Here is a 23753-nt window from a genome sequence, read left to right on the forward strand (position 1 = left end):
CAATACAAATAGATTTATGGTTTTTGTGTTTTTATGCTGCGCGGGCATCATGACCATATCTTTTATTACATCGTGCGGGAAAAATAAAGGAGTGGTTTCGCCTGCTACCTCAAATATTCAGTTTCAGGTAGTTAACTTAAGTCCAGACCTTCAACCAGTATACCTTTATGTTGGTTTGATCAGGAACAGCAATACCTATTATTCGTATCCAAGTCCATCGGGATATTTTTCGCTGAACAATATAAATCCGCCTATACAGATCAGATCGACAAACCCATTAATAACTTCAACTAATATCGTGTCGATAGATAACGTTATCATGCACCCTTATTTCAAATATACGCTGTTCGTGACCGGTTTACGGGCTGACAGCAGTGTGACCTCAATATTTACTATTGACACCACCGCTAATCCGGCTGCGGGCCGTGGCAAGATCAGATTCGTTAATGCATCGCCACATTCAACCTCGTTTGATGTCAGCGCAAATGGCACTTTAGCGTTTCAAGATCAGAAGTATAAGAATGTTAGTCCGTTTATAGAAGTACCGCCGGGTAACTATGATTTTAAGGTGATGCCCGCAGGACAAAGCACCGTAATATCTACTTTTCCTAAAGTAACCATTATGGATGGCAAGATATATACCTTATACTGCCGGGGTGTGGCGGGCGGTGCCGACTCGGTGGCATTTGGCACCGGCATTATCATCAACCGCTAACGTTACCGGATATATTTATAATTTTGCGCCAAAATCAATTACATTGGAACTGATCAAATCTCTTATAGACTTTATATTACATATAGACAGGCACCTGGTGCAAATTACCAGTCAATATCAAGGCTGGACCTATCTGATACTATTTGCAATAATTTTTTCTGAAACCGGTTTTGTGGTAACGCCGTTCCTGCCCGGCGACTCGCTGCTGTTTGCTGCAGGCGCGCTGATTGCAGGTGGTAAATCAGGCCTGGATATTTATTTGTTGACGCTGATATTAATTGTGGCTGCTTTTGCCGGCAATACATTGAATTACACGTTGGGTAATTTTTTTGGGCCGAAAGTATTTAAAGAAAACAATAAAATACTCAAGCTGGATTATTACCGGCAAACCAAAGCTTTTTTTGATAAGCATGGCGGCAAAGCCGTGATTTTTAGTCGCTTTATGCCTATTATACGTACCATTGCGCCGTTTGTGGCCGGGGTAGGGGGCATGCCTTTTCTCCGCTACAGTTTGTATAACATTGTTGGTGGCGTTTCGTGGATTATCCTGTTTTTATTTGCGGGATATTTGTTGGGCAATGTGCCATTCTTTAAAGCGCATTTTTCGATGATAGGAATCGCCATCATTCTCATATCGGTTATTCCACCGATTATTGCGGCTGTCCGTGGCACAAAAAAGAAAACCGCGTAGAAAACTGGTGCGTCGCGTATCTTCTTGTGTTGTTTGCAGACATACCATGCATCGCGTCTTTGCTTGTATTTATTCGTCTTCCTTTTGTATTTCAAACGGCGCTATTTTACCAGATCGATAAACCATTTCCTCGTGCTGAATGGTGCGTAGCTGAGATTGCGTCAAGCGATGTTTGATCAACTTATCCAAATCGGGCTGCCCGGCATCTACCCAGGCCGAATACCAATAACTGCCTATTGATAAAACGGACGAGCGCATGCGCCTTTGCACCATGCCATGCAGCATACGCTGGTAATTGCTGCTATATTGGACAGAGTAGTCTTTAACGGCTTTTTTGCCGTGCATAACCATGGCATATTTTTTTGAAGCCGGATATGTTTTGCTTAAAGTTCTTTCCATTCGTAAAACAGAGTCAATTTCGGCAAATGAGGTGCGGCAGATATTAAATGCTTCTCTCAGTGGATTTTCAATATAACGGGCTTTGCCTGCATAACAATTATAATTAGCGGCAAAAAGTTCAGGGATACGGCTTTCCCATAAAGCGTGTATGCCTGTTTGGCTGCTCAACTGCCCATTGTAATTTTGGGTAAGATGAAGGGGAACGTGGGCATCGGCTACGTAATGCCCCAGGTTTGACGACGCAATGAGGATGCCTGTTGTATCATGGCCTTTAAATGCATTAACCAGTTTGTAATAGTTGTACTGAATGGCCCAGGGCACGGTGCCATATTTGTTAAGGGTATCTTCTGAATATTTTACAACCGCATCATTCCACCGTTCGGGAATAAAGCGGAACGGATTTTTACCATAATGATCGGCATCCAGAAAATGTCGCGGAGCTTCAAACGAGTCTACATAACGGCGCTTATCGGCACTAATAGCGTGTTCTGTGATGAGATCGATATTGGCTCTATAAAAACCGGACATAGCGTGCGGTAACGTAAATACAGCCAGCCGGTTAATGCGGTAGTGCGCAAAAAATCCCCAGGAAGAGCAGAGCGTGATCAGTAATAATCCGATAACTATCCTGGCGGACGATGTCATTATTGCTGTCTCTGTTGATATTTATAATGTAAATGTTTGATAGTTTCCTCGGCTTGCTCGTCATCGGCAGTAACGCCATAGCCGGTAACTAATACTCCCTTTAGTCCAGATTTCGAGGTCAGCGCATAAACGGTGGCTTCATCTGCCGGGTCAGAGGGGCCTTCATAGCGGTATAAATCCACAATCTCAAATTCTGCTGCGGGGTATTCCTTGCCATCGGCCTTAAAATGATCTTTTTCTAAGTTAAGTTCAAGTGTAAAGCCCTGGCTTTTGAGTTGTTCAATAGCCTCGCTGATGGTGGCATAGTGGAATTTTTGTTTCATAAGATGTTTGGATGTATTATGGTAAATTTAGAAAATTACTTGTAAAAGCGGCGCTAATTTTGTGATTACGGACGAAGCGTGGTAGTCGCGGACTTTGTTTCCTTGCGAGCGCTTTATCGTTTTCCCTCGCTTCCTGAAATCAACCTAAAAAATATTTTAAAAAGACATTTGACAATATAATAAAAGTCCCTATATTTGCAGTCCTTAAATAACGAATAGAATAACAAGCTAAAATGGCAAATCATAAATCATCAATAAAAAGGATCAGAGCTAACGCTGCGAAGCGCTTACGTAACCGTTATCAAGCTAAAACTACCAGAAACGCTATCAAGAAATTGAGAACAACTACCAGCAAAGCTGATGCTGCTGCTCTTTTATCTAAAGTGATCTCTATGCTTGATCGTTTAGCTAAGAAAAATGTTATCCACAAAAACAAAGCTTCAAACAATAAATCGAAGCTGACCAAATACGTTAACTCTTTAAGCTAAATACAGCTTAATAAAGATATTTTGAAAGGCGATAGGTGTAAACCTATCGCCTTTTTTTTATAATATCGAATAGTGAATGCTGAATATCGAAGCACTTCAGCATTCATTATTCGGTGTTCGATATTCCTCAAAAATTTCCTAAATTCCCTTCGTGAACTATGACAACAAGATCAGTATCAAAGCCTGGGCTGAAGAAGACAGGCCACGCGAGAAGCTGAGCACGCAGGGCCGCCGTGCGTTGACGGATGCCGAGCTGATTGCCATACTGATTGGCTCGGGCAGCCGTACGGAGTCTGCTGTCGAGTTGAGCAAGCGTATTTTACACCACTACGGCAATGATCTGAATAACCTGGGCAAGGCCTCGATAACTGAGTTATCAAAATTTAAAGGCATCGGCGAAGCTAAAGCTATTTCTATTATTGCCGCTTTGGAGGTTGGCCGCCGCCGCAATGATACCGAAAGCAAAGTGCCCGAATCAATTAATGGTGCTAAAGATGCTTATAAAATTCTGCGCCCTTTCATGATGGACCTGAATCATGAGGAATTTTGGTTATTATTATTGAACCAGGGCGGCAAGATCATCAGCAAAGAACTCATCAGCAAGGGCGGACTTACCGGCACTGTAGCAGATCCGAAGATCATTTTCAGCATTGCCTTGCAACATAGTGCGGTGTCCATTGTCATGGCGCATAATCATCCGTCAGGAAATTTAAAGCCAAGCCAGCTGGATATTGATCTGACTAAGAAAATAGCCAATGCGGGCAGGCTGTTGGACATAAACGTGCTTGATCATCTGATAGTGACTAACGATGGCTATTATAGCTTTGCGGACGAGGGAGTGATTTAGTCCCAATACTATCGGGATACGATTTAAGATTTACGAATTAAGATTGGATAGTTAGTATTCTGAAGCATAAACGCTATTGTCATTTGAGTTTACACAATCTGCTGCCTCGCTTTTACAAGATTCTTGCTATACTGAGGATGACAATGCAATCTTTGTGTTCAAATACTTTCGTCAAAATGCATAAACGCTAAACTTATATCAATCTCGATAGTTATCCTTAAAAAAACAAAGCTATGATAACTCCCGACGACGAATTATTACCAGATGATTCAGAAACAGCAGATGACGAGCAGTTAAGTCAGCAAGATATTCATTCAAACGGGTTTGATGACGATGATCTGATCAGCGACGATACCGAAGATGAGTCTGATGCCCTGGCACGGGCCTATGAGGCGTCAGAAGCATCTTATGAGCTGGATTTGGATGAGGACGACAACTTGGATGAGAACGACGATGACGATTTAGATGAAGATTAATTTATAGTAATACTTTTCATTTCGAGCGTATTAGTATTTACTTATTGCAGCTCGATCTCTTTCAGGTTATACCTTTCGCCTTTCGCCTTAAATTGTATCTTTGCCGATTATCGCATCATCGCAATGAAGATATCTTATAATTGGCTCAAAGAATTTATAAATACAGATAAAACTCCTCAGGAGATCTCGACTATTTTAACCGGTACCGGTTTAGAGGTAGAGAGTGTGGAAAAAGTACAGGCTATCCCCGGTGGACTGGAAGGTTTGGTAATTGGTTTTATAAAAGAAACCACCCAACATCCGAACGCCGACCGCCTCAAGGTTACTAAAGTAGACATTGGCGGTGCTGAAGATCTGCAAATTGTTTGCGGCGCCGCAAACGTAGCTGCCGGTCAGAAGGTAGTTGTAGCCGTTGTAGGCACTACAGTTCATCCGGTTACCGGAGAGCCTTTCCTGATTAAAGAATCAAAAATACGCGGCGAGGTATCAATGGGGATGATCTGCGCAGAGGATGAAATAGGCTTAGGAACTGATCATGCCGGTATTATGGTTTTGGCCGAAGATGCTAAAGTTGGCAGCCCGGCTAAAGACTATTTCAATATCGCTGACGACTACATGTATGAGATAGGGTTAACCCCTAACCGTGCCGACGCGATGTCGCACCTGGGTACTGCAAGAGATATTGCTGCTTACCTGAAGACTGCGATCACCAAACCTGATATTGCGGCGTTTAAAATTGATACTGCCAGCCGCCCCATTGAGATAGTGGTTGAGAATGCCGCTGCTGCTCCGCGTTATGCCGGTTTGACTATATCGGGTTTGGAAGTAAAAGAATCGCCGCAATGGTTAAAAGAGCGTTTGGCGGTTATCGGCGTGCGTTCTATCAATAATGTAGTAGACGCCACCAACTTTGTGCTGCATGACCTGGGCCAGCCCCTGCATGCTTTTGATGCTGACGCAATTAGAGGTAACAAGGTAGTGGTAAAGAATTGCGCTGAGGGCACCATTTTCAAAACTTTAGATGATGTAGAGCGGAAGTTATCTGCTGATGACCTGATGATCTGCGATGCCGAAGGGCCAATGTGTATTGCCGGTGTGTTCGGTGGTGCTGGGTCGGGCGTTAAGGCCACTACCACAAGCATATTCCTGGAGAGCGCTTATTTTAATGCAGTATCCGTTCGTAAAACGGCGAAAAGGCATAGTTTAAAAACGGATGCGTCATTCCGCTTTGAACGCGGCATCGATCCGGATATGGTAGTGTTTGCTTTGAAACGGGCCGCCTTGCTGATCAAAGAAGTTGCCGGCGGAACGATATCTTCAGAGATCATTGATCTGTATCCAAACCCCGTTGCGCCGTTTGACATTGACTTGAGCTACGCTACAGTTCATCGTTTAATAGGTCAGGTTATTCCACACGAAGAGATCAAAAGCATTATTACCGCACTGGATATTCAAATTGTTAGTGAATCCGCCGACAGGTTAATATTGAAAGTCCCGCCTTATCGTGTTGATGTTACCCGCGATGTAGATGTTATAGAGGACATTTTGCGTATTTACGGTTATAATAATATTTATATCCCAACCCAGGTACGTGCCTCGCTGAGTGCATCGCCACGCCCTGAAAAGGACACGGTACAAAACTTATTGAGCGATTTGCTGACTGCCAATGGTTTTAATGAGATCATGTCAAACTCGCTGACCAAATCGGCTTATTCAGATAAGCTGGACTCGGCTGTTAAAATATTGAACCCGCTAAGCTCTGATCTGGATGTAATGCGCCAGACGATGCTGTTCTCAGGTCTGGAAGCAATTGCTTACAATGCTAACCGTCAGAACAGCAATATCAAGTTCTACGAATTTGGCAAGGTTTACAGCATTAAAGACGATAAGTACAACGAGAGCCAGCGCTTTGCCATTTTTATGAGTGGTGCAACGTCTGCGGCTCAATGGAACCAAAAAGCCGCGTCGGTTACGTTTTATAATTTGAAAGCAATAGTTGATGGCATTCTGCAAAAGCTAAACATCACTGATGTGACGCCCGAAGATTGCACTTGTAAAAAGATGGCTTACGGTATAAACTACGTAAAAAACAACAAAGTACTGGTAAAATTTGGTGCTGTTGCTAAAGATGCGCTGAAAAAGGTGGATGTTGAACAGGAAGTGTTTTATGCCGACTTTAGTTTTGACCAGATCATGCAGCTGGTTAAAAAGAACAAGATCGTTTACCAGGAAATATCTAAATTCCCTGCAGTAAGGCGAGATCTGTCTATGCTGATTGACAAGAATGTAACCTTTAATCAGTTGAAACAAATAGCACAACGCACTGAACGTAAACTATTAAAAGAAGTAACCGTATTTGATGTTTATCAGGGCGACAAACTACCGGAAGGCAAAAAATCATATGCATTAAGTTTTACCTTGCAAGACGTAGAAAAAACCTTGACCGATAAAGCTATCGACGCAATAATGCAGAAACTAATTTATAACTTAGAGAAAGAGGTTGGTGCGGAGATCCGCAAGTAATTGCTGAATTATTGGGTTATTGAATTACTGAGAAGAAACGTAACATTCAATAATCCACTAATTCAATAACTCAATAATTAAAATGTCGACAGCAAGTCAACTAAACAATATTATCGAAAAAACTCAGCGACTGATAGAGTTATGCGCTGCTTTGCAGGAGGAAAACGATTTGCTGAAACTGGAGAACGATACTTTAACTTCTGCCTTAAACGCCAGCAAGGCCAAGACCAAAGAACTTGACGAAAAAATGCGTGCAGTTAAGCTGGCGAAGTCGTTTTCTGAAACAAATGAAAAAAGTGTTGACATTAAACAAAAAATTAACGAATTTGTGCAGGAAATAGATAAGTGCATTGTATTGCTGAAAAAGTAATACAGAAAGTGAACAAGCTCAAATGGGAGAAATCTCAATAAAAATAAATATTGCTGACAGAGTTTACCCGTTAAAGGTAAACATGGAGGAAGAGGAAATAATACGTAGGGCGGCCAAGCTGATAAACGATCGCATAAAGGAATATCAGGAAAATTATGCGGTTAGAGATAAGCAGGATTTGCTGGCAATGAGTGTATTGCATTACGCTACATCATCATTAAAAGCAGAGAAAAAGGTTACTGTAGAAGACTCGGAAGTGGCCGATAAGGTTTATCAGTTAGACCATTTATTATCCGAATTTTTTTCAAAGTCGTAATAACGTTCTTTAAAATATAAAGCTAAAGGTGAAAGCATAAAGCTTAAAGCAGCCAACATATAGGCGTTTTTAACTTTGGTCTTTTAGCTTTAACTTAAACAGAGCCAATTAAGATTTAACCGCGGTTGAATTTTATGTTTCACTATTAAAAACTTAACACTTCAATATCTACGGATCACGGAAGGGCATGCGTTACTCAATAAAGTTTAACGGTAACCCATGATCCTCAAAATATCTGTATCGAAGTTTTTAAAATACATGTTACGTAAAATTTAGACGCGGTTTTTTTATTATATACTAAATTATAACCTTTAACTAATGAATATTTTATACATCATAATCGGGCTGCTTATAGGCATTCCGACGGGTATCGTAATAGGACGTTTCCTGTTGCGTAAGCTCTTTAAAGACCAGGAAGCAGCAGCTCAAAATAAAGTAAAGAAGATTTTAAGAGATGCTGAGAATGACGCCGAGATACTAAGAAAAAATAAATTGCTTGAAGCTAAAGAGCGGTTTTTACAGATGAAAGCCGAACATGAGCAAGAAGTCAATGCCAGAAATAACGAGATCAACCAACGCGAAAACGGCATTAAGCAAAAAGAGCAATCATACAATTCTAAACTCGAAAATCTGTCGCGTAAAGAAGGCGAGCTTGATAAAATAAAGCAAAACTTAGAACGCCAAACCGAAATTGTTGTAAAGAAACAAGAAGAAGTTGACGCGCTTAAAAATCAGCATGTAACTCAACTTGAAAGCATTGCCGGTTTATCTGCCGAGGATGCTAAGAACCAATTGGTTGAAAACCTGCGTGAGGACGCCCGTGCTAAGGCTATGGCCCAGATCAAAGATATTGTTGACGAGGCTAAGTTAACGGCTACTAAAGAAGCAAAAAAGATAGTTATTCAAACTATCCAGCGTACTGCAACCGAGGCTGCTATTGAGAATACGGTGTCAATCTTCAATATTGAGAACGACGAGATCAAAGGCCGGATTATTGGTCGCGAGGGACGTAATATCCGCGCGCTGGAAGCCGCTACCGGAATTGAGATCATTGTTGACGATACGCCTGAGGCCATCATCCTTTCGGGCTTCGATCCGGTTCGCCGGGAGATAGCCCGTTTAGCTATGCACCGCCTGGTTACAGATGGTCGTATTCACCCGGCACGTATTGAAGAGGTGGTTGCCAAAACAAAAAAACAGATTGAGGAAGAGATTGTGGAGATTGGCGAACGTACCGTGATCGATTTAGGTATCACTGGTCTGCACCCTGAACTGATTCGTATGGTTGGCCGTATGCGTTACCGGTCATCTTACGGACAAAATCTGCTACAGCACTCGCGCGAGGTGGCTAACTTCTGCGCTACCATGGCTGCCGAATTAGGTTTGAACGTAAAACTGGCTAAACGCGCTGGCTTGTTACATGATATTGGTAAAGTGCCTGATGATAATCCTGAATTGCCACACGCTATTTTGGGTATGCAACTGGCAGAAAAATATAAAGAACATCCTGAAGTTTGTAATGCAATAGGCGCTCACCACGACGAGGTGGAGATGACGTCCATGCTGTCGCCGATTATCCAGGTATGTGACGCTATTTCAGGCGCCCGCCCGGGTGCCCGCCGCGAGGTGGTTGAAAGCTATATCAAACGCTTGAAAGAGCTGGAAGAACTGGCGCTGTCCTATCCGGGTGTTGAGAAAACTTTTGCTATCCAGGCCGGTCGTGAGCTGCGCGTTGTAGTAGAAAGCGAAAGAGTAAGCGACGCAGAATCAGAAATTCTGGCGGCCGAAATCTCTAACCGTATTCAGACAGAAATGACCTATCCGGGCCAGATCAAAGTAACTGTTATCCGCGAGACACGTTCGGTCGCGTTCGCTAAGTAATACTAAACTAACACTATATCATTGCGAGGAACGAAGCAATCGCACGCTGCAAAGTTTGCGATTGCCACGCTCCGCCCGCAATGATATTTTTATATTGCATCAGTCGTAATATGAAACAACCAAAAATAGAAAAGCGCCCTATCGACCTTATCATCGATCAATACGATAGCTTTCATCAAAAGCCAGCTAACCGCGTGATCAATTACATTTGCATCCCACTCATTGTGTTCAGTATTGTTGGATTTGTGTGGTCATTGCCTTTTCCGCAGTTAAAATTTTTGGGTAGTTATATCAGCTATTTAAACTGGGGCTCTTTCTTAATCGCCTTTTCAGTTTATTATTATATGCGTTTATCGCCGCTGATGTCTTATGTTTTGCTTTTGATCTTATTCGCGCTGGTATACCTTGTTATACAGATGCGGGCAGCAGAAAGCTCAGGCGGATTTGTACTGCCACAAGTATGTGTGTTCATATTTATCATGGCTAACATCGCGCAGTTTATCGGCTATCGCATTGAGGGTAAAAAGCCAACTTTTAGTGATGAGTTTAAGTTTATATTAACCGGGCCGATCTGGTTATTGAGTTTGGTATTGAAGAAGGTGGGAGTGAAGTATTAACACACCCCTCCGGGGTTCTCCGAAGCAGAGAAGATGATAGGTATAAAGAGAAAGCTGCACATTTGTGCAGCTTTCTCTTTTATAAAGACTATCACTCTGAGCGACAGCAGGAATGACAATCTTTTTTTAATAAACATTTAAGTACTTTCCCTTTGGCGAGGCCGGGGAGAGGTACTACAAATTCTTCCCCACCTTATCTAAAGTATCCTGCGGCACATTTTCCAGATCAAGCACCAGGAAACCATCCAGCGAATCGGAAAATTTAGGATCAATATTAAAGCTGATTATTTTGGCGTTTAAGCCGATATATTGACGCAGCAGCACAGGTACTTTCATATTGTGGGTCTCGATCTGCGAGATCAACTGGTCAAGCGACTTGAAGCTGTCCTCGCCGCTCATCAATACATCCGAGTCGATACTTGAAAAATCAACCTTAAATTTTTTACGCGGCTTAACATACTGTGCCAGGTCGTGGTCAAAGTGATTGCGATTGATATAATCAACAATAAGCGACTTAGAAAATTTGGAGAACGAATTGCTGATACTCACCGGCCCAATCAAATATTGATAACGCGGATTATCCATCAGGTATTTCAATATGCCTTTCCACAGTAAAAACAGCGGCAGCGGCTTTTGCTGATATTCTTTGCGAACCCAGGATCGGCCCAACTCCAGGCTCTTGCGCAATATTGGGGTAAACTGATCTTTTATCTTAAATAGCTCGGCAATGTAGAAACCTTCTTTGCCCAGGCTATAAAATATCTCATCGCCCAAACCGATGCGGTATGCGCCCACTATCATTTTGGCTTCGATATCCCAGATAAAAAGATGGTGATAGTAAATGTCGTATTCATCAAGGTCTGTAGCTTTGTTGGTGCCCTCGCCAATTTCGCGGAAAGTAACTTCGCGCAGCCGGCCAATTTCGCGTATGATATTAGGAATAGCTGAGGTAGGCACAATAAATACCTCATAATTCTTTTCAACCCAAACAGTATAATTTTCGCGTAAGCCATTGACCTCTTTTTCAAGTACAGCCGGGTTAATTCCTTTAACTATCTCCTGTTGTTTTTTTTTTATTTTGAAGAGATTGCGCGGGTGAAATATCTTTTTTTCCTCTTCGAGGCCAGACCCCAAAGCATAAGTGCGTGCGCGCAAATAACTAAGCGCCTTAGTTGCATTATTGTTATCCGGTATATCCTCTACTTTAATAGGTTTGCCAATACGTAGCTTAATGGTCTGTCCCTGTTTGTTGAACAATTCAGACGGTAGCTTGGCTGTACGTAAGGTAGGGTGAATCAGACTAAGCAGATTGAAAAGCAAGCCATTGTTACCATGAAAATATATAGGCACTACAGGTACTTTGGCTTTGGTAATGATCTTACCCACCACCGGATGCCACATGCGGTCGGTGACTTCTTGTTTATCCAGTTTAAAAGCGGATACCTCGCCTGCAGGGAAAATGCCGATGGGCGTCCCCTCTTCTAATAGTTGTAAAGTATTTTTCAGCCCGCTGATACTGGATGAATGCTCGATATTTTCGAAAGGATTTACCGCAATGAAGTACTCGCTCAGATTAGGGATTTTCTTAAGGATAAAGTTAGCCATCAGCTTGGCGTCGGGCCTTGCCATTAATAGCATCTTTAATAATACCAAACCCTCAATTCCACCATAAGGGTGGTTAGCTATAGCGATGAAGCTGCCCGTTGCCGGTATGTTTTTCAGCTCATTCTCATCATATTCAATCTCTACGCCGCAACCCTTTAAAATGGCATCAATAAACTCAATGCCTTGTTTGGGCTGCGCCTGGGCAAACAGATCATTTACCTGGTTTATTTTCATCAACTCCATCAGGAAAGAAGCCAGCCCGGGTAGTTTGAGCCTGTCCAGCTTGGTAGCTTTGGCAAATTCTTCGGTAGTTATGATTTTCATTCGGTAGGCAGATTTATAGCAACAAATATCTTCTAAAATTATTACTTTAATTGCGTATTTATATTAACCAATGAAATCGCGCCTGAAAAATTACCTTTCCATCACAAAAAAAGAGTGGAACGGAATGGTGATCTTACTGTTCGTCATTGCGGCGGTGCTGGCGGCACCTTACGGGTACCGCTATTTTCAAAAAGATGAAGCGATTGATTTTAGAGATTTTAATAAAGATGTCGCATTACTTAAACGAGCTAACGGCGGAAGAGATATAGAGAGCGGCGGGCCGCTTTCTGATACTAAAATAGCTAAACCTGTACTGTATGTTTTCAATCCGAACAATTTGCCTGCCCAACAGTGGAAGCAACTTGGGTTTAGCGACAAGCAGATCGCAATTATAAAGAATTACGAAACCAGGGGCGGGCATTTTAACAGCAAGGAAGATGTAAAGAAGATGTATAGCATTACTGCTGCCGATTATCAACGCATAGAGCCATATATCAAGATCCCGGATGAAGGTTATATCAGCAATAAGTTAGCCGCAGGCGAAACTATTGAACTTAATAGTGCCGATTCGGCTAAGCTGACACGCATCCACGGTATCGGCCCTGCATTCGCGCAGCGTATCATAGAGTATAGAAAAAGATTAGGTGGTTTCCTAAATAAGGAGCAACTGCGGGAAGTTTATGGAATAGATGCCGAAAAATATCATGACATCCAAAACCAAGTCACCATCAATCCGCTGATTATCACTAAAATCAACATTAATCGTGTCGATTTTGAAGGGTTGCGTAAATTCCCCTACCTCACAAACAAGCAAACCAATGCCGTAATACAATATCGCGCACAACATGGTAATTATCATTCAATAAACGATATGAAGCAAATAGCGATATTGGATGAAGTAATTTTGCGTAAAATTGAGCCTTATTTAAGTTTTAAATGATAGACCAGCAAATAAAAGCCGCCGTGCGTGATATACCCGATTTTCCGAAGCCGGGCATTGTATTTAAAGATATTACTACTATTTTAAAAGATCCGAAACTGTGCGAAAACATAATCAATGCTTTTGTCGACCAATTGCAAGGCATACGCATTGACGCCATTGCCGGAGTTGAAAGCCGCGGCTTTTTATTTGGACTGACATTGGCTACACGGCTGGGGGTACCATTCATTCCCGTACGTAAAGCAGGTAAATTGCCGTACACCATCCGTCAAAAAAAGTATGACCTGGAATACGGCACGGCCACTATCGAAATGCATACCGATGCTTTTGAACCCGGTCAGCATATCTTATTACATGACGACCTGCTGGCTACCGGCGGCACAGTAACCGCAGCCAGCGAATTGATACAGGACATGGGCGGCGTAGTAGCCGGTTTTAGTTTTGTAGTGGGATTGGGATTTTTGAAAGGAAAAGAACGTATAGCACCCATCAGCAATAAAATAATAATATTGGCCGAATACTAAATAAACCATGATATGAAAGCAGCTACGGTAATTGCCGCCTTTGTGTTGATGTCACTGAGCAGCATCGCGCAAAAATACATACCCACTACTACCACCTTAAATGGTAAAGTAATGTTTGGTTACCAGGGCTGGCACGCCACGCCTGATGATGGCTCTGAAAATAAGGTGTGGCGGCATTATTTCGGCGGCAACTCGCCCGACGCTAAGAACGCTGATTTTGATGTGTGGCCCGACATGCGCGAATACCCTGACGACGTAACCGAAGCCACCAACATGCATTATCCTGATGGTAGGCCGGCTAAATTGTACTCGGCTTATAAATATGGCGCGGTTGATGTACATTTTAAATGGATGATGGAGCATGAACTTGATGGTGTGTTTGAACAACGTTTTATCAGCGATATCCGCTCGCGCGGCGGACGCAGGCACTTTAACCAGGTGGTGCGCAACGTGCAAAAGGCCAGCGAGAAATACAAGCGTGTTTATTGTATTATGTACGATATATCAGGTGCCGGGCCAAACTGGAAGAAAGACCTGATAAAAGACTGGATGTTCCTGGTCGACTCGTTGCATGTTACTGCAGGTAAATCATATTTGCATCATAATGGCAAACCGTTGTTATCTATCTGGGGGCTGGGCTTTGATCATACAACGCCCTTCGCATCGGTAGCGCAGGCAGATTCACTGCTGGATTGGTTCCATAAAAATGCGCCGGCTAAATATCGGGCCACCATTATGGGTGGTATCAACGATACCTGGACAACCAATGTGAACGAGTGGAGAGCTATTTATAACAAAATGGACATTATCAGCCCCTGGGCGGTGGGCCGTTTCGGAGATAACAACGGTGCCGACCGTTTTCGCGACCGTTCAGTAATACCTGATAAGGCTTATTGCGACGCGCATAACATTGCTTACATGCCTGTCATTTTTCCTGGTTTTTCCTGGTATAATTTAAGGCATGGTAAGAGTAAGTTTAACCAGATACCACGTAACGGCGGCGAATTTTACTGGCACCAAAGTTATAATGTGCTCAACGCCGGTGTAAATATGGTTTATATAGCAATGTATGACGAAATAGATGAAGGTACTGCTATGTACAAAGCCGCACCGACTGCGGCAGAGCGCCCGGCAGATGAGAAGTTCCTTTCATTAGATCAGGATGGATTGGCGTTGCCGTCTGATTGGTACCTGCAATTGGCGCAGGCAACAAGTAAGATTTTGAGGGGAAAGGCGAATAATGCGTCCACGTTACCTACCGATTTAAAAAGGTAAGTGCACGCCGTGTAGAGACGCGATGCTTCGCGTCTCCTAACCGAATTGCATTACGTCGGAACGCAGGTGACACATTGACACAATAGAGAGACGCGATAGGAGACGCGAAGCATCGCGTCTCCACGACGATGACCACGACAACGACGACGACACAATGATGGCATCAATATTATATGACAGACCTTTACCGAAACAAACACAGAATACCATCCGCCCGGTTGCAAACCTGGGATTATGGCGATAATGGGCTGTATTTCATTACGATTTGTACGGCAGACCGGGATGTTTTTTCGGGAATATCGACGTAGAGACGCAATGCATTGCGTCTGTGCAAAACGAATGTAACGATCAGATAATGCAATTAAACGATCTCGGAAAATGTGTAGAGAATGAATGGTTAAAAACGCCTGCATTAAGACCAGATATGAATTTAGAACTGCAAGAATATGTAGTGATGCCAAACCATTTTCACGGTATTATTTATATAGACGAAAATTCTTATAATCACCAAGATCGTAGAGACGCGATGCACTGCGTCTTAGACAATCATAATAGCAAAGACTTAATGCACCGCATTTTCGACGCGAAAAATCAATTCGGATCACAATCAAAAAATCTGGCATCTATTATTCGTGGTTTTAAATCGGCTGTTACCATGTATGCAAGAAAACATGATATCCCATTTAATTGGCAAACGCGTTTTCACGATCATATTATCAGTTCGAATAAAGAATATCAATGCATAGCAGAATATATCACAGAAAATCCGGTTAAATGGCAGGAAGATAAATTTTATAATAGATGATATCTGTTATGCGTTGCCCAATGTCCGCCGTCGTAAGACGCGAAGCATCGCGTCTCTACAATAGGTCATAAAACAAACAGGTACGGGTCGTAAACCCGAACCTGTTTGTTTTATATATGATTAAACGAGCAAGATGTCGTAAGACGCGAAGCATCGCGTCTCTACAATAGGTCATATAACAAAAAGGTACGGGTCGTAAACCCGAACCTGTTTGTTTTATATATGATTAAACGAGCAAGATGTCGTAAGACGCGAAGCATCGCGTCTCTATAATAGGTCATAAAACAAACAGGTACGGGTCGTAAACCCGAACCTGTTTGTTTTATATATGATTAAACGAGCTAGATGTCGTAAGACGCGAAGCATCGCGTCTCTACAATAGGTCATAAAACAAACAGGTACGGGTCGTAAACCCGAACCTGTTTGTTTTATATATGATTAAACGAGCAAGATGTCGTAAGACGCGAAGCATCGCGTCTCTACAATAGGTCATAAAACAAACAGGTACGGGTCGTAAACCCGAACCTGTTTGTTTTATATATGATTAAACGAGCAAGATGTCGTAAGACGCGAAGCATCGCGTCTCTACAATAGGTCATATAACAAAAAGGTTCGGATCATAAACCCGAACCTTTTTGTTATAATATATGATTAAACGAGCAAGATGTAGAGACGCGATGCTTCGCGTCTTTGTCTAGTGATACAGATAAGCGTTATTCATCATAGAAACGCCGCAAGTAGTTTGAAATGCATTCAATATCTGGGTGTCAGAAGTACGGGTACCCCAGGTATTCCACATCAAGCCTGACGAGTTGCGGATAGACCAGGCCTGGCCGGCATTCAGATCCAACCAGGCACCATATGTGCTGACGGTGCCGGTGTGCTGTACAAACTGACAGGCCCAGCGGGCAAATATGCTTTTCATGCCCTGGGTATCGGCATTCCCGTTTTCATCATTCAGGATACCACCCGCTGTAATGCATAAATGGGCCTTGGCATAATCCATGGCTTTTTTACCCATACCCAGGTAATCAACAGATGGATAGTAAGTGCGTAATAAATCGCATGCGCCAATGAAAGTGCCCTGGGTATAGCTCAATGCGCCTTCGGTTATTGTTCCATTAGGAATAATGGCTCCTTTTACTTCGCCGGTACTCGAGTCATAAAGTTTACTTACCATCCAATCCATAATTTGCTTGGCCTTGGTTTTGTAGGTTGCGTCGCCGGTGGCTTGGTATATCAGCATGGCGCAGATAACAGCCGGGGCATTTACACATGTGTTCTTGGTGTTGTTGTTAGTATTCCACCAAAGGCCACCGCCTAATACAGTAGTGTCCCAGGCGCGGTTCCACATCATATTAAAATTGTTTTTGGCCATGTCAAGCTGGCCGCCGTCGTTGGTAAGGTGGTAAGCCCGTATACACATCAATGAACCCCAAACTACGTCATCGTTATAGATGTTACTTGTCCATAGGGTTCCGTAGCCATCGCGAACGCCATTGTACAGGTATTGAATCTTATTCAGAAAATCGGTACTTGGGTTAGCTACGTAGGCGTCTATCAGCATTTCTATAGCTTCTTGCTGAGTCCAGAAATCCATGCGGCCGGTATGGCCATCGTCTTTGTAGTAATACGATTTGTATGATGGGCCATAGGTTCCATACTGGTGATAGAAGTGATTGTTGTAAACCTGCATGGCCAACAAAGCTTCGCTTTTAGCGGGGAAGGTCACCATAGCTACATTTGTTGGATTTGCGGTAATGGTGTCGGGGCTGCCGGTTTTAAGCGACTCTTTTTTACAGCTGGCAATAGTGAGGCTCAACCCCAGTGCCGCTATAACCAACAGTTTAATGCCTGATCTTGGTAAAATGTAAGATTTCGGAAGGTTACAGTTTAGTTGTCTTTTCATAATTCTTAATTAAGTTTTTATAAAGGTTTGCTTACTCGTTCAATTAAATGTGAGGGGGAAGAGAAGTTTATAATCAGGTATTTGGTGCGTTGGAAAGGTTTAAGTATCAGGTTTATAATAAGTATACGCTATTTAATAGTTAATGTTTTAATTAATAGTATCTGTTATGGATTTTTATTAATTCATGTTTATTTTTCCTATAAAAATATTTAGCCGTAATAATGGAGCAATAAATAGGTTTAAACTCACTAAACCTATAATCTGTACCGGATACTGAAATCGTCCCTTTTTACAGTAGGCTGAAGTAAAACTATAGCGTTACAATCAACGTTATTTTAATGAAAATCTATGATTATGGACGCTTTATTAACAGATGTATCCAGTGGATATAATTTTTCATCTGATGACAACCAGGCAATGGTAGCGCAAATGGCACGCGATTTTGCCGAAAAAAATATACGACCGCATGTAATGGAGTGGGATGAGTCGCAAACCTTTCCTGTTGAACTGTTTAAGCAACTGGGTGAGTTGGGCATGATGGGTGTTTTGGTGCCCGAAGAATATGGCGGCTCCGGCTTCGGTTATTTTGAATATGTGACTGTGATATCTGAGATAGCTAAAGTATGCGGGTCGATAGGGCTTTCAGTTGCAGCGCACAACTCACTTTGCACCGGCCATATTCTGGCTTTCGGTAACGAGGAGCAAAAGAAAAGATGGCTGCCCAAACTGGCTACCGCCGAGTGGATAGGTGCCTGGGGGCTAACAGAGGCCAATACCGGTTCAGATGCGTTACACATGAGTACAACTGCGGTACCGGATGGTGATTATTACGTAGTTAACGGGTCAAAGAACTGGATAACTCATGGTAAATCGGGTAACATTGCGGTAGTAATGGTACGCACCGGCGAGAAGGGCGATTCGCATGGAATTTCGGCCCTGGTGATTGAAAAAGGAACACCAGGCTTTACCCATGGTAAAAAAGAAAACAAGCTGGGTATGCGTGCTTCTGAAACCACTGAATTAGTGTTTGACAATTGCCGTGTACCTAAAGAGAACCTGTTAGGAATAGAAGGACAAGGCTTTACACAGGCAATGTCGGTTTTGGATAGCGGTCGTATTTCCATAGCTGCTTTATCGTTGGGAATTGCCAAAGGCGCTTTTCAAGCAGCATTGACTTATTCGAAAGAACGTAAACAATTTGGCCAGCCAATTTCAAATTTCCAGGGCATATCATTCAAACTGGCCGATATGGCCACAGAGATTGAAGCTGCCGAGCTGCTCATTATGCAAGCTGCCGATTTGAAGAACCGCCACTTGCCGGTAACCAAGCAATCAGCCATGGCTAAATATTATGCGTCCGAAGTCGCGGTACGCACAGCTACCGAGGCAGTTCAAATATTTGGCGGCTACGGCTACACCAAAGATTTTCCGGTAGAGAAATTCTATCGCGATGCCAAGCTGTGCACCATAGGCGAGGGGACTTCAGAAATTCAAAAGATCGTTATCAGCCGGGAGATATTACGATAAGCAAAAGGTGCCGATCATTCGACACTTTTTGCTTTAAATCATTGTCCTGAAAGTAAGATTTACTCGTGGGGTTTTTGATTTTTGTTGATTTAGGCAGGCTATGCAACCAATGCGTTTGAGTAGTGCCTTTCATTACCAGTAAGCTGCCATGTTCTAATATTAAAGCCACCGGTTGCTTGGTAACCCTATGTTTGAGCGTGAATTTTCGCTCGGCGCCAAAACTTAATGAAGCAATGGAGGCGTCTTTACCTAAAGATTTTTCATCATCGCTATGCCAGGCCATGCCTTCGTTGCCGTCATGATACAGATTGAGCAGGCATGAGTTGAATTTTTCGCCGGTTAGTTTTTCAACCAGCGCTTTCAGCTCCAATAATTCTTTGGTCCATGGTAAAGCTTGTTTAGTAGTGTTGCTATAAGTATAACTATATCCGTCGTCGCCATACCAGGCCACTTTTCTTTTAGTAATGATATGGCGGCCGAAGATAATTGCTTCGTCGTTTTTCCATTGGACGGTACTGAGCAAGTTGTCAAGGTAATGGTCGGCTTTGTCGGCAGACATTACTTTGCCATAATAATTTACGATGCCATCATAAGGCAGGAGGTTAGTTATATTCGGTGGATTAATTTCCATATTGTTGTTTCCAAAGTTTATATTCATGAGGCATGCAGTGTCCGCAAGGACGGTAACCTGCGGTCAGGGCTTCTTGCTCATCAGTAAAGAATACTCTATTTGCAGGTTTCATGCGTTTACCCGCACCACAATATATTTTACCATAGATCTTTAATTTCCGGTTGCCGACCAACGTTATTTGGCCAGTTACCAGCAGTAATTGTAAAGCTCTGAACCGGGAAAAAGTTGTAAGACCTAAATCCAGGTGATTGATCATGACGCCTTAGCTGTTTGAGCGGCCTCCCAGCCCAGCATTGCATTCTTACGTTGACTACCCCAGTGATATTGCCCTGTTTCGCCGCTCGATCTGATAACGCGGTGACAGGGAATCAAAAAAGCTACCGGGTTGCCACCCACTGCCGAGCCCACCGCACGACAGGCGTTCGGGTTCTTTAGGTCATTCGCCAGGCTACCGTAAGTGGTCAACCCGCCAATGGGGACCTTCAACAACGTTTCCCAAACTTTAAGTTGAAAAGGTGTGCCTTTTAAATGCAGCTTGATATTGTTTAGTTTGCTCCAGTCCTGTGTGAAAATGAAAAGGGCATTTTGTTGAAAGGTATCTAAAAATTGAGTGTACATGGCGTTAGGAAATTTGTTTTTTAGTTCGATCAGCGCTTCGTCATTAGTGCCGTCTACAAAAGCCATGTAGCAAATACCTTTACCGGTCGAGGCGACTATAATGCTCCCAAACGGACTTTCGGCATAGCTGTAGTTAATGTTGAGCTGCTCTCCCCCGTTTTTGTATTCGCCGGGTGTCATGCCTTCAACCTTAATGAATAAATCGTGCAGGCGACCTGTACCTGACAAGCCCGTTTCAAAAGCTGTGTCAAATAAAGAGGCCTGTTTGTCTTTTAAAATAGATTTTGCGTGCTCGACACTTAGATATTGCAAAAACTGCTTTGGAGTTACCCCAGCCCAATCCTTAAACATCCGCTGAAAGTGGAAGGGACTAAGGTTTACCTGCTCAGCGGCTTCTTCAAGGGTTGGCTGCCGTTTATAGTTGATCCTCAAAAATTCAATGGCTTCGGCAATTCTTTTATAGTCAATCTCGTTTTGTGTTTCCATGCTAATAATCATTTACCCTACAAAATTACTGCCGCGCGAAACGTCTTAAAACCCGATTCTTGCGGAATTATGTAGTATCGTCCAACGTAATTGAAAATCAGAAATTCGTAAATCAGGTAATTGCTGGTGATCATATTGTTTATGAAGACAGGGTCAGTTTTCATGATATATTAGGTAAAGGTATTGAATATAATAAACCGGGATCTTTTATAAGATGAGGAAAGACAGCCCTGCACGTAATTAATATTACTGGTAAAGAACCGAGTATCAGGGCATCAAGCGGACGATGGTTCATGGATATTTGGAGCCGGATATCGTTTTGGATAAGCTGACAGTTTTTGACAAGTAATCAAGTGTCTGAATCTTATCACATTAATTCTTTAAAACCTATTTGTAAATCAAAAGATTGTGTGTACATTTGCCCTCCCGAAAGGAGGTATATTGGATATGATCATAATCAACGTTAAAGAAGGCGAATCTTTAGATAAGGCATTAAAACGCTTCAAAAAGAAATTTGAAAAGACAGGTGTGTTGCGCGAGCTTCGTAGCCGTCAGGCATTTGAGAAAAAATCTGTGGCCCGTCGTCATGAGATTAAGCATGCCATTTACAAACAAAACATGAACCTTGATACAACTGTTTAGTTCTTTGTAAAAGAATTTCAGTTTTTCTTGTAAACATATATAAACTATTTGTACATTCATTTTGCAGGATGTGCAAGTAGTTTTTATGTTTTTAGACCGGTTTATACAATATATTAAATTCGAAAAAAGGTACTCACCTCATACTGTATCAGCCTACCGGTCAGACCTGGATCAGTTCATGAATTTTATCCAGGATCCGGGTCAGCCAATAACACATCCGCAAGAAGTTACCCATCACCAGATACGCAATTGGATGGTCGAGCTCATGAACGAAGGGTTTACCTCAACCACCATAAACCGTAAAGTTGCGACACTGCGCAAATACTTTAAGTTTCTGGTTCAGGAAGGGGTTATTGCCATTAATCCGACATCAAAAATAATCACTCCAAAAATAGCTAAGCATTTACCTGTTGTAGTTGAGGATGCGCGTCTTACTCAAATGCTGGATAACGGCGAGGTTTTTAGTGATGATTTTAGAGGAACCCGCGATAAACTTATAATTGAGATGCTTTTTGGCACCGGCATGCGTCTGTCTGAATTGTTAGGCGTAAAAGATGCCGATATTAATTTATATGAAGGTACAGTGAAGGTTTTAGGTAAGCGTAACAAAGAGCGCATCATTCCTATTAACCAGGAATTATTAAACTTATTGCTGAAATACAATGAGTTAAAGAAAAGTGAAAATTTTAGTAACAATTCGTTAGCGTTGATCGTTACAGATAAAGGGGCAAATGCATATCCAAAACTAATTTATTTGACCGTGCATAAATATCTATCTCATATATCAACCCAAAATAAAAAAAGTCCCCATGTGCTGAGGCATACCTTTGCCACCAGCCTCTTAAATGCGGGAGCAGACCTAAATGCGATAAAAGAGTTATTGGGGCATGCTAACCTGAGCGCCACTCAGATCTATACGCATAACTCTGTTGAACGATTAAAATCTATATATAAACTAGCCCATCCAAAGGCATAAAAAGGAGGAACCATGAAAATTACAGTGCAATCAATTCATTTTACTGCAGACAAGGGATTATTGGAGTTCATTCAGAAAAAAGCAGACAAGCTGGAGACCTTTTATGATAATATTATAAATGGCGAGGTTTATTTAAAATTGGAAAATGTAGAAGACGAGGCTAATAAAATCACAGAGATCAAACTGCAGTTACCCGGCAATCAAATTTTTGCGAAGGAGCAATGTAAAACTTTCGAGGAGGCAACAGACCTTGCCATTGAAAGCCTGCGCAAACAAATTGCCAAACATAAAACAAAGAAAGAGATTGCTGCTCAGCAGGTTAAAAAGGTTGTACTGACTTCGGCAGAAGAAGAATTTTAAGATTTAAAAACCCATAATATTTTTAAAAAATCGACAGTCGGAAGGGCTGTCGATTTTTTTTGATAAAAAATTTTGCAAGGCGTTATTTATTTGTAAATTTGCAATCCCTTTCGGAGAGGTATGTATCACACTTCTTCAACGAAACGGACGGTTCTTTAAAATAAAAAATTATCAAGCCTAATAATTAGCCGGATGTTTTTACGGTTAATTGCTAAACGATCTTAAGATTGCATAGCAGACAGGCAAAATAAGCCTCCTTAGCTCAGCTGGTAGAGCAACTGACTTGTAATCAGTAGGTCATTGGTTCGATCCCGATAGGAGGCTCAGTTAAATGTTGATTTAGCGAATTATTGATTGACTCAATAATTCAACAATTTAATAGTTAACAAGTTGGGGGGATACCAGAGCGGTCAAATGGGACGGACTGTAAATCCGTTGCTTCGGCTACGAAGGTTCGAATCCTTCTCCCCCCACTAATTTTGAATGAGTGAATTAGCGAATTATTGATTGAGTGAATAACTTAAAAATCAATAATTCAATAACTCGCTCATTCACTAATTAAAAAAAAGCGGAAGTAGCTCAGTTGGTAGAGCGATAGCCTTCCAAGCTATAGGTCGCGAGTTCGAACCTCGTCTTCCGCTCTTGGAAAGCTCATTGGTTCATTAGTTAATAGTTCATTAGTGGTACCAATCTCACCAATGATAAATTGAACTACTGAACAAATGAACTAAATAAGCCGACGTAGCTCAGGGGTAGAGCACTTCCTTGGTAAGGAAGAGGTCATGGGTTCAAATCCCATTGTTGGCTCAACGTTTAAAACGTATTATTAACGAAGTATAT

Annotated in this window: 25 protein-coding genes and 4 tRNA genes; 22 read left to right on the forward strand and 7 right to left on the reverse strand. The window is 42.2% G+C overall.

All coding sequences use genetic code 11. The annotated features are described in order from the left end of the window. Positions 1 to 49 precede the first annotated feature (49 nt). Positions 50 to 715: a DUF4397 domain-containing protein gene (locus ABD772_RS10145; protein ID WP_345103523.1), complete on the forward strand. Its 666-nt coding sequence runs from the start codon at positions 50 to 52 to the stop codon at positions 713 to 715. Positions 716 to 758: 43 nt separating this feature from the next. Beyond that, positions 759 to 1406, forward strand: coding sequence for a DedA family protein (locus tag ABD772_RS10150; protein ID WP_345103729.1), 648 nt, complete (start codon positions 759 to 761; stop codon positions 1404 to 1406). Positions 1407 to 1475: 69 nt separating this feature from the next. Here ABD772_RS10150 and ABD772_RS10155 read toward each other — a convergent pair whose 3' ends face one another. After that, entirely contained in the window at positions 1476 to 2450 is a 975-nt protein-coding gene (locus ABD772_RS10155; RefSeq protein WP_345103526.1) for a zinc dependent phospholipase C family protein, read from the reverse strand. Then, on the reverse strand, positions 2450 to 2773 hold the full coding sequence (locus ABD772_RS10160; RefSeq protein WP_345103529.1) for a phosphoribosylpyrophosphate synthetase: 324 nt from the start codon (positions 2771 to 2773) through the stop codon (positions 2450 to 2452). The genes ABD772_RS10155 and ABD772_RS10160 overlap by 1 nt, the downstream gene beginning before the upstream one ends. 233 nt (positions 2774 to 3006) lie before the next feature. On the opposite strand from ABD772_RS10160, the gene rpsT reads away from it, so the two are divergent. From rpsT to ABD772_RS10200, 8 genes are all read left to right on the forward strand, one after another. Next, a complete protein-coding gene (gene rpsT / locus ABD772_RS10165) occupies positions 3007 to 3261 on the forward strand; it encodes a 30S ribosomal protein S20 (RefSeq protein WP_345103532.1) in 255 nt (84 codons plus the stop codon). 151 nt (positions 3262 to 3412) lie between these two features. Next, positions 3413 to 4108 (forward strand): RadC family protein, encoded by a 696-nt coding sequence (gene radC, locus ABD772_RS10170; RefSeq protein ID WP_345103535.1) that lies wholly within the window; start codon positions 3413 to 3415, stop codon positions 4106 to 4108. A gap of 233 nt (positions 4109 to 4341) precedes the next feature. After that, entirely contained in the window at positions 4342 to 4584 is a 243-nt protein-coding gene (locus tag ABD772_RS10175; protein ID WP_345103538.1) for a hypothetical protein, read from the forward strand. A gap of 123 nt (positions 4585 to 4707) precedes the next feature. Next, positions 4708 to 7107 carry a phenylalanine--tRNA ligase subunit beta gene (gene pheT / locus ABD772_RS10180; protein WP_345103541.1) on the forward strand — a complete coding sequence of 800 codons (2400 nt, stop codon included), beginning with the start codon at positions 4708 to 4710 and terminating at the stop codon, positions 7105 to 7107. 82 nt (positions 7108 to 7189) lie between these two features. Continuing rightward, positions 7190 to 7477, forward strand: a complete 288-nt coding sequence (locus tag ABD772_RS10185) for a hypothetical protein (RefSeq protein ID WP_345103544.1) — start codon at positions 7190 to 7192, stop codon at positions 7475 to 7477. 22 nt (positions 7478 to 7499) lie between these two features. Then, positions 7500 to 7793 (forward strand): cell division protein ZapA, encoded by a 294-nt coding sequence (locus ABD772_RS10190; RefSeq protein WP_214071493.1) that lies wholly within the window; start codon positions 7500 to 7502, stop codon positions 7791 to 7793. A 318-nt stretch (positions 7794 to 8111) separates the two neighbouring features. Beyond that, complete coding sequence (rny, locus tag ABD772_RS10195) at positions 8112 to 9674, forward strand: ribonuclease Y (protein ID WP_345103549.1); 1563 nt, start codon at positions 8112 to 8114, stop codon at positions 9672 to 9674. A gap of 110 nt (positions 9675 to 9784) precedes the next feature. After that, positions 9785 to 10291: an Mpo1 family 2-hydroxy fatty acid dioxygenase gene (locus ABD772_RS10200; RefSeq protein ID WP_345103553.1), complete on the forward strand. Its 507-nt coding sequence runs from the start codon at positions 9785 to 9787 to the stop codon at positions 10289 to 10291. 174 nt (positions 10292 to 10465) lie between these two features. Here ABD772_RS10200 and ABD772_RS10205 read toward each other — a convergent pair whose 3' ends face one another. Continuing rightward, positions 10466 to 12220 (reverse strand): bifunctional lysophospholipid acyltransferase family protein/GNAT family N-acetyltransferase, encoded by a 1755-nt coding sequence (locus ABD772_RS10205; protein WP_345103556.1) that lies wholly within the window; start codon positions 12218 to 12220, stop codon positions 10466 to 10468. Positions 12221 to 12290: 70 nt separating this feature from the next. On the opposite strand from ABD772_RS10205, the gene ABD772_RS10210 reads away from it, so the two are divergent. From ABD772_RS10210 to ABD772_RS10225, 4 genes are all read left to right on the forward strand, one after another. Continuing rightward, entirely contained in the window at positions 12291 to 13160 is an 870-nt protein-coding gene (locus ABD772_RS10210) for a helix-hairpin-helix domain-containing protein (protein WP_345103559.1), read from the forward strand. Next, positions 13157 to 13684 (forward strand): adenine phosphoribosyltransferase, encoded by a 528-nt coding sequence (locus tag ABD772_RS10215; protein WP_345103562.1) that lies wholly within the window; start codon positions 13157 to 13159, stop codon positions 13682 to 13684. The genes ABD772_RS10210 and ABD772_RS10215 overlap by 4 nt, the downstream gene beginning before the upstream one ends. Before the next feature lie 12 nt (positions 13685 to 13696). After that, on the forward strand, positions 13697 to 14959 hold the full coding sequence (locus tag ABD772_RS10220; protein ID WP_345103565.1) for a glycoside hydrolase family 99 protein: 1263 nt from the start codon (positions 13697 to 13699) through the stop codon (positions 14957 to 14959). A gap of 355 nt (positions 14960 to 15314) precedes the next feature. Then, on the forward strand, positions 15315 to 15764 hold the full coding sequence (locus ABD772_RS10225) for a hypothetical protein (protein ID WP_345103567.1): 450 nt from the start codon (positions 15315 to 15317) through the stop codon (positions 15762 to 15764). A 694-nt stretch (positions 15765 to 16458) separates the two neighbouring features. Here ABD772_RS10225 and ABD772_RS10230 read toward each other — a convergent pair. Then, the gene (locus ABD772_RS10230) at positions 16459 to 17673 is read right to left on the reverse strand and encodes a glycoside hydrolase family 76 protein (protein WP_345103570.1); all 1215 of its coding nucleotides are present in this window, start codon (positions 17671 to 17673) and stop codon (positions 16459 to 16461) included. Between the two features lie 354 nt (positions 17674 to 18027). On the opposite strand from ABD772_RS10230, the gene ABD772_RS10235 reads away from it, so the two are divergent. After that, complete coding sequence (locus ABD772_RS10235; RefSeq protein WP_425562825.1) at positions 18028 to 19200, forward strand: acyl-CoA dehydrogenase; 1173 nt, start codon at positions 18028 to 18030, stop codon at positions 19198 to 19200. Here ABD772_RS10235 and ABD772_RS10240 read toward each other — a convergent pair. The 3 genes from ABD772_RS10240 to ABD772_RS10250 are packed head-to-tail and all read right to left on the reverse strand — an operon-like array spanning position 19178 to position 20935. Beyond that, positions 19178 to 19831: an alpha-ketoglutarate-dependent dioxygenase AlkB family protein gene (locus ABD772_RS10240; protein WP_345103572.1), complete on the reverse strand. Its 654-nt coding sequence runs from the start codon at positions 19829 to 19831 to the stop codon at positions 19178 to 19180. The two genes, ABD772_RS10235 and ABD772_RS10240, sit on opposite strands and share 23 nt — an antisense overlap. After that, the gene (locus tag ABD772_RS10245; protein WP_345103575.1) at positions 19821 to 20087 is read right to left on the reverse strand and encodes an Ada metal-binding domain-containing protein; all 267 of its coding nucleotides are present in this window, start codon (positions 20085 to 20087) and stop codon (positions 19821 to 19823) included. Before ABD772_RS10245 ends, ABD772_RS10240 begins: the two co-directional genes overlap by 11 nt. Next, positions 20084 to 20935: a bifunctional helix-turn-helix domain-containing protein/methylated-DNA--[protein]-cysteine S-methyltransferase gene (locus tag ABD772_RS10250; protein ID WP_345103578.1), complete on the reverse strand. Its 852-nt coding sequence runs from the start codon at positions 20933 to 20935 to the stop codon at positions 20084 to 20086. The genes ABD772_RS10245 and ABD772_RS10250 overlap by 4 nt, the downstream gene beginning before the upstream one ends. 447 nt (positions 20936 to 21382) lie before the next feature. Between ABD772_RS10250 and rpsU the strand changes: the two genes are divergently transcribed. From rpsU to ABD772_RS10285, 7 genes are all read left to right on the forward strand, one after another. After that, the gene (rpsU, locus tag ABD772_RS10255) at positions 21383 to 21577 is read left to right on the forward strand and encodes a 30S ribosomal protein S21 (RefSeq protein ID WP_345103581.1); all 195 of its coding nucleotides are present in this window, start codon (positions 21383 to 21385) and stop codon (positions 21575 to 21577) included. Between the two features lie 85 nt (positions 21578 to 21662). Then, positions 21663 to 22553 (forward strand): tyrosine-type recombinase/integrase, encoded by an 891-nt coding sequence (locus ABD772_RS10260; protein ID WP_345103735.1) that lies wholly within the window; start codon positions 21663 to 21665, stop codon positions 22551 to 22553. Between the two features lie 12 nt (positions 22554 to 22565). Beyond that, positions 22566 to 22913, forward strand: a complete 348-nt coding sequence (gene hpf / locus ABD772_RS10265) for a ribosome hibernation-promoting factor, HPF/YfiA family (protein ID WP_345103584.1) — start codon at positions 22566 to 22568, stop codon at positions 22911 to 22913. 251 nt (positions 22914 to 23164) lie between these two features. After that, positions 23165 to 23237: transfer RNA gene (locus ABD772_RS10270), tRNA-Thr, on the forward strand. Between the two features lie 68 nt (positions 23238 to 23305). Further along, a tRNA-Tyr gene (locus tag ABD772_RS10275) sits at positions 23306 to 23386 on the forward strand. A 95-nt stretch (positions 23387 to 23481) separates the two neighbouring features. Beyond that, positions 23482 to 23554, forward strand: a tRNA-Gly gene (locus ABD772_RS10280). Between the two features lie 94 nt (positions 23555 to 23648). Further along, positions 23649 to 23720 (forward strand) — tRNA-Thr (locus ABD772_RS10285). Positions 23721 to 23753 lie beyond the last annotated feature (33 nt).

The organism is Mucilaginibacter panaciglaebae (genome assembly GCF_039539265.1).
Lineage (GTDB): Bacteria > Bacteroidota > Bacteroidia > Sphingobacteriales > Sphingobacteriaceae > Mucilaginibacter > Mucilaginibacter panaciglaebae.

Excerpts from the sequence above, each read along its gene's own strand:
- ABD772_RS10230 (WP_345103570.1), bottom strand. The coding sequence starts at position 17,673 with ATGAAAAGACAACTAAACTGTAACCTTCCGAAATCTTACATTTTACCA.
- ABD772_RS10235 (WP_425562825.1), top strand. The coding sequence starts at position 18,028 with ATGGACGCTTTATTAACAGATGTATCCAGTGGATATAATTTTTCATCT.
- rny (WP_345103549.1), top strand. The coding sequence starts at position 8,112 with ATGAATATTTTATACATCATAATCGGGCTGCTTATAGGCATTCCGACG.
- ABD772_RS10160 (WP_345103529.1), bottom strand. The coding sequence starts at position 2,773 with ATGAAACAAAAATTCCACTATGCCACCATCAGCGAGGCTATTGAACAA.
- ABD772_RS10205 (WP_345103556.1), bottom strand. The coding sequence starts at position 12,220 with ATGAAAATCATAACTACCGAAGAATTTGCCAAAGCTACCAAGCTGGAC.
- ABD772_RS10190 (WP_214071493.1), top strand. The coding sequence starts at position 7,500 with ATGGGAGAAATCTCAATAAAAATAAATATTGCTGACAGAGTTTACCCG.
- ABD772_RS10155 (WP_345103526.1), bottom strand. The coding sequence starts at position 2,450 with ATGACATCGTCCGCCAGGATAGTTATCGGATTATTACTGATCACGCTC.
- ABD772_RS10215 (WP_345103562.1), top strand. The coding sequence starts at position 13,157 with ATGATAGACCAGCAAATAAAAGCCGCCGTGCGTGATATACCCGATTTT.
- ABD772_RS10240 (WP_345103572.1), bottom strand. The coding sequence starts at position 19,831 with ATGGAAATTAATCCACCGAATATAACTAACCTCCTGCCTTATGATGGC.
- ABD772_RS10185 (WP_345103544.1), top strand. The coding sequence starts at position 7,190 with ATGTCGACAGCAAGTCAACTAAACAATATTATCGAAAAAACTCAGCGA.
- ABD772_RS10245 (WP_345103575.1), bottom strand. The coding sequence starts at position 20,087 with ATGATCAATCACCTGGATTTAGGTCTTACAACTTTTTCCCGGTTCAGA.
- ABD772_RS10210 (WP_345103559.1), top strand. The coding sequence starts at position 12,291 with ATGAAATCGCGCCTGAAAAATTACCTTTCCATCACAAAAAAAGAGTGG.
- rpsT (WP_345103532.1), top strand. The coding sequence starts at position 3,007 with ATGGCAAATCATAAATCATCAATAAAAAGGATCAGAGCTAACGCTGCG.
- rpsU (WP_345103581.1), top strand. The coding sequence starts at position 21,383 with ATGATCATAATCAACGTTAAAGAAGGCGAATCTTTAGATAAGGCATTA.
- ABD772_RS10145 (WP_345103523.1), top strand. The coding sequence starts at position 50 with ATGACCATATCTTTTATTACATCGTGCGGGAAAAATAAAGGAGTGGTT.
- hpf (WP_345103584.1), top strand. The coding sequence starts at position 22,566 with ATGAAAATTACAGTGCAATCAATTCATTTTACTGCAGACAAGGGATTA.
- ABD772_RS10200 (WP_345103553.1), top strand. The coding sequence starts at position 9,785 with ATGAAACAACCAAAAATAGAAAAGCGCCCTATCGACCTTATCATCGAT.
- ABD772_RS10250 (WP_345103578.1), bottom strand. The coding sequence starts at position 20,935 with ATGGAAACACAAAACGAGATTGACTATAAAAGAATTGCCGAAGCCATT.
- ABD772_RS10260 (WP_345103735.1), top strand. The coding sequence starts at position 21,663 with ATGTTTTTAGACCGGTTTATACAATATATTAAATTCGAAAAAAGGTAC.
- ABD772_RS10175 (WP_345103538.1), top strand. The coding sequence starts at position 4,342 with ATGATAACTCCCGACGACGAATTATTACCAGATGATTCAGAAACAGCA.
- ABD772_RS10220 (WP_345103565.1), top strand. The coding sequence starts at position 13,697 with ATGAAAGCAGCTACGGTAATTGCCGCCTTTGTGTTGATGTCACTGAGC.
- pheT (WP_345103541.1), top strand. The coding sequence starts at position 4,708 with ATGAAGATATCTTATAATTGGCTCAAAGAATTTATAAATACAGATAAA.
- ABD772_RS10225 (WP_345103567.1), top strand. The coding sequence starts at position 15,315 with ATGCAATTAAACGATCTCGGAAAATGTGTAGAGAATGAATGGTTAAAA.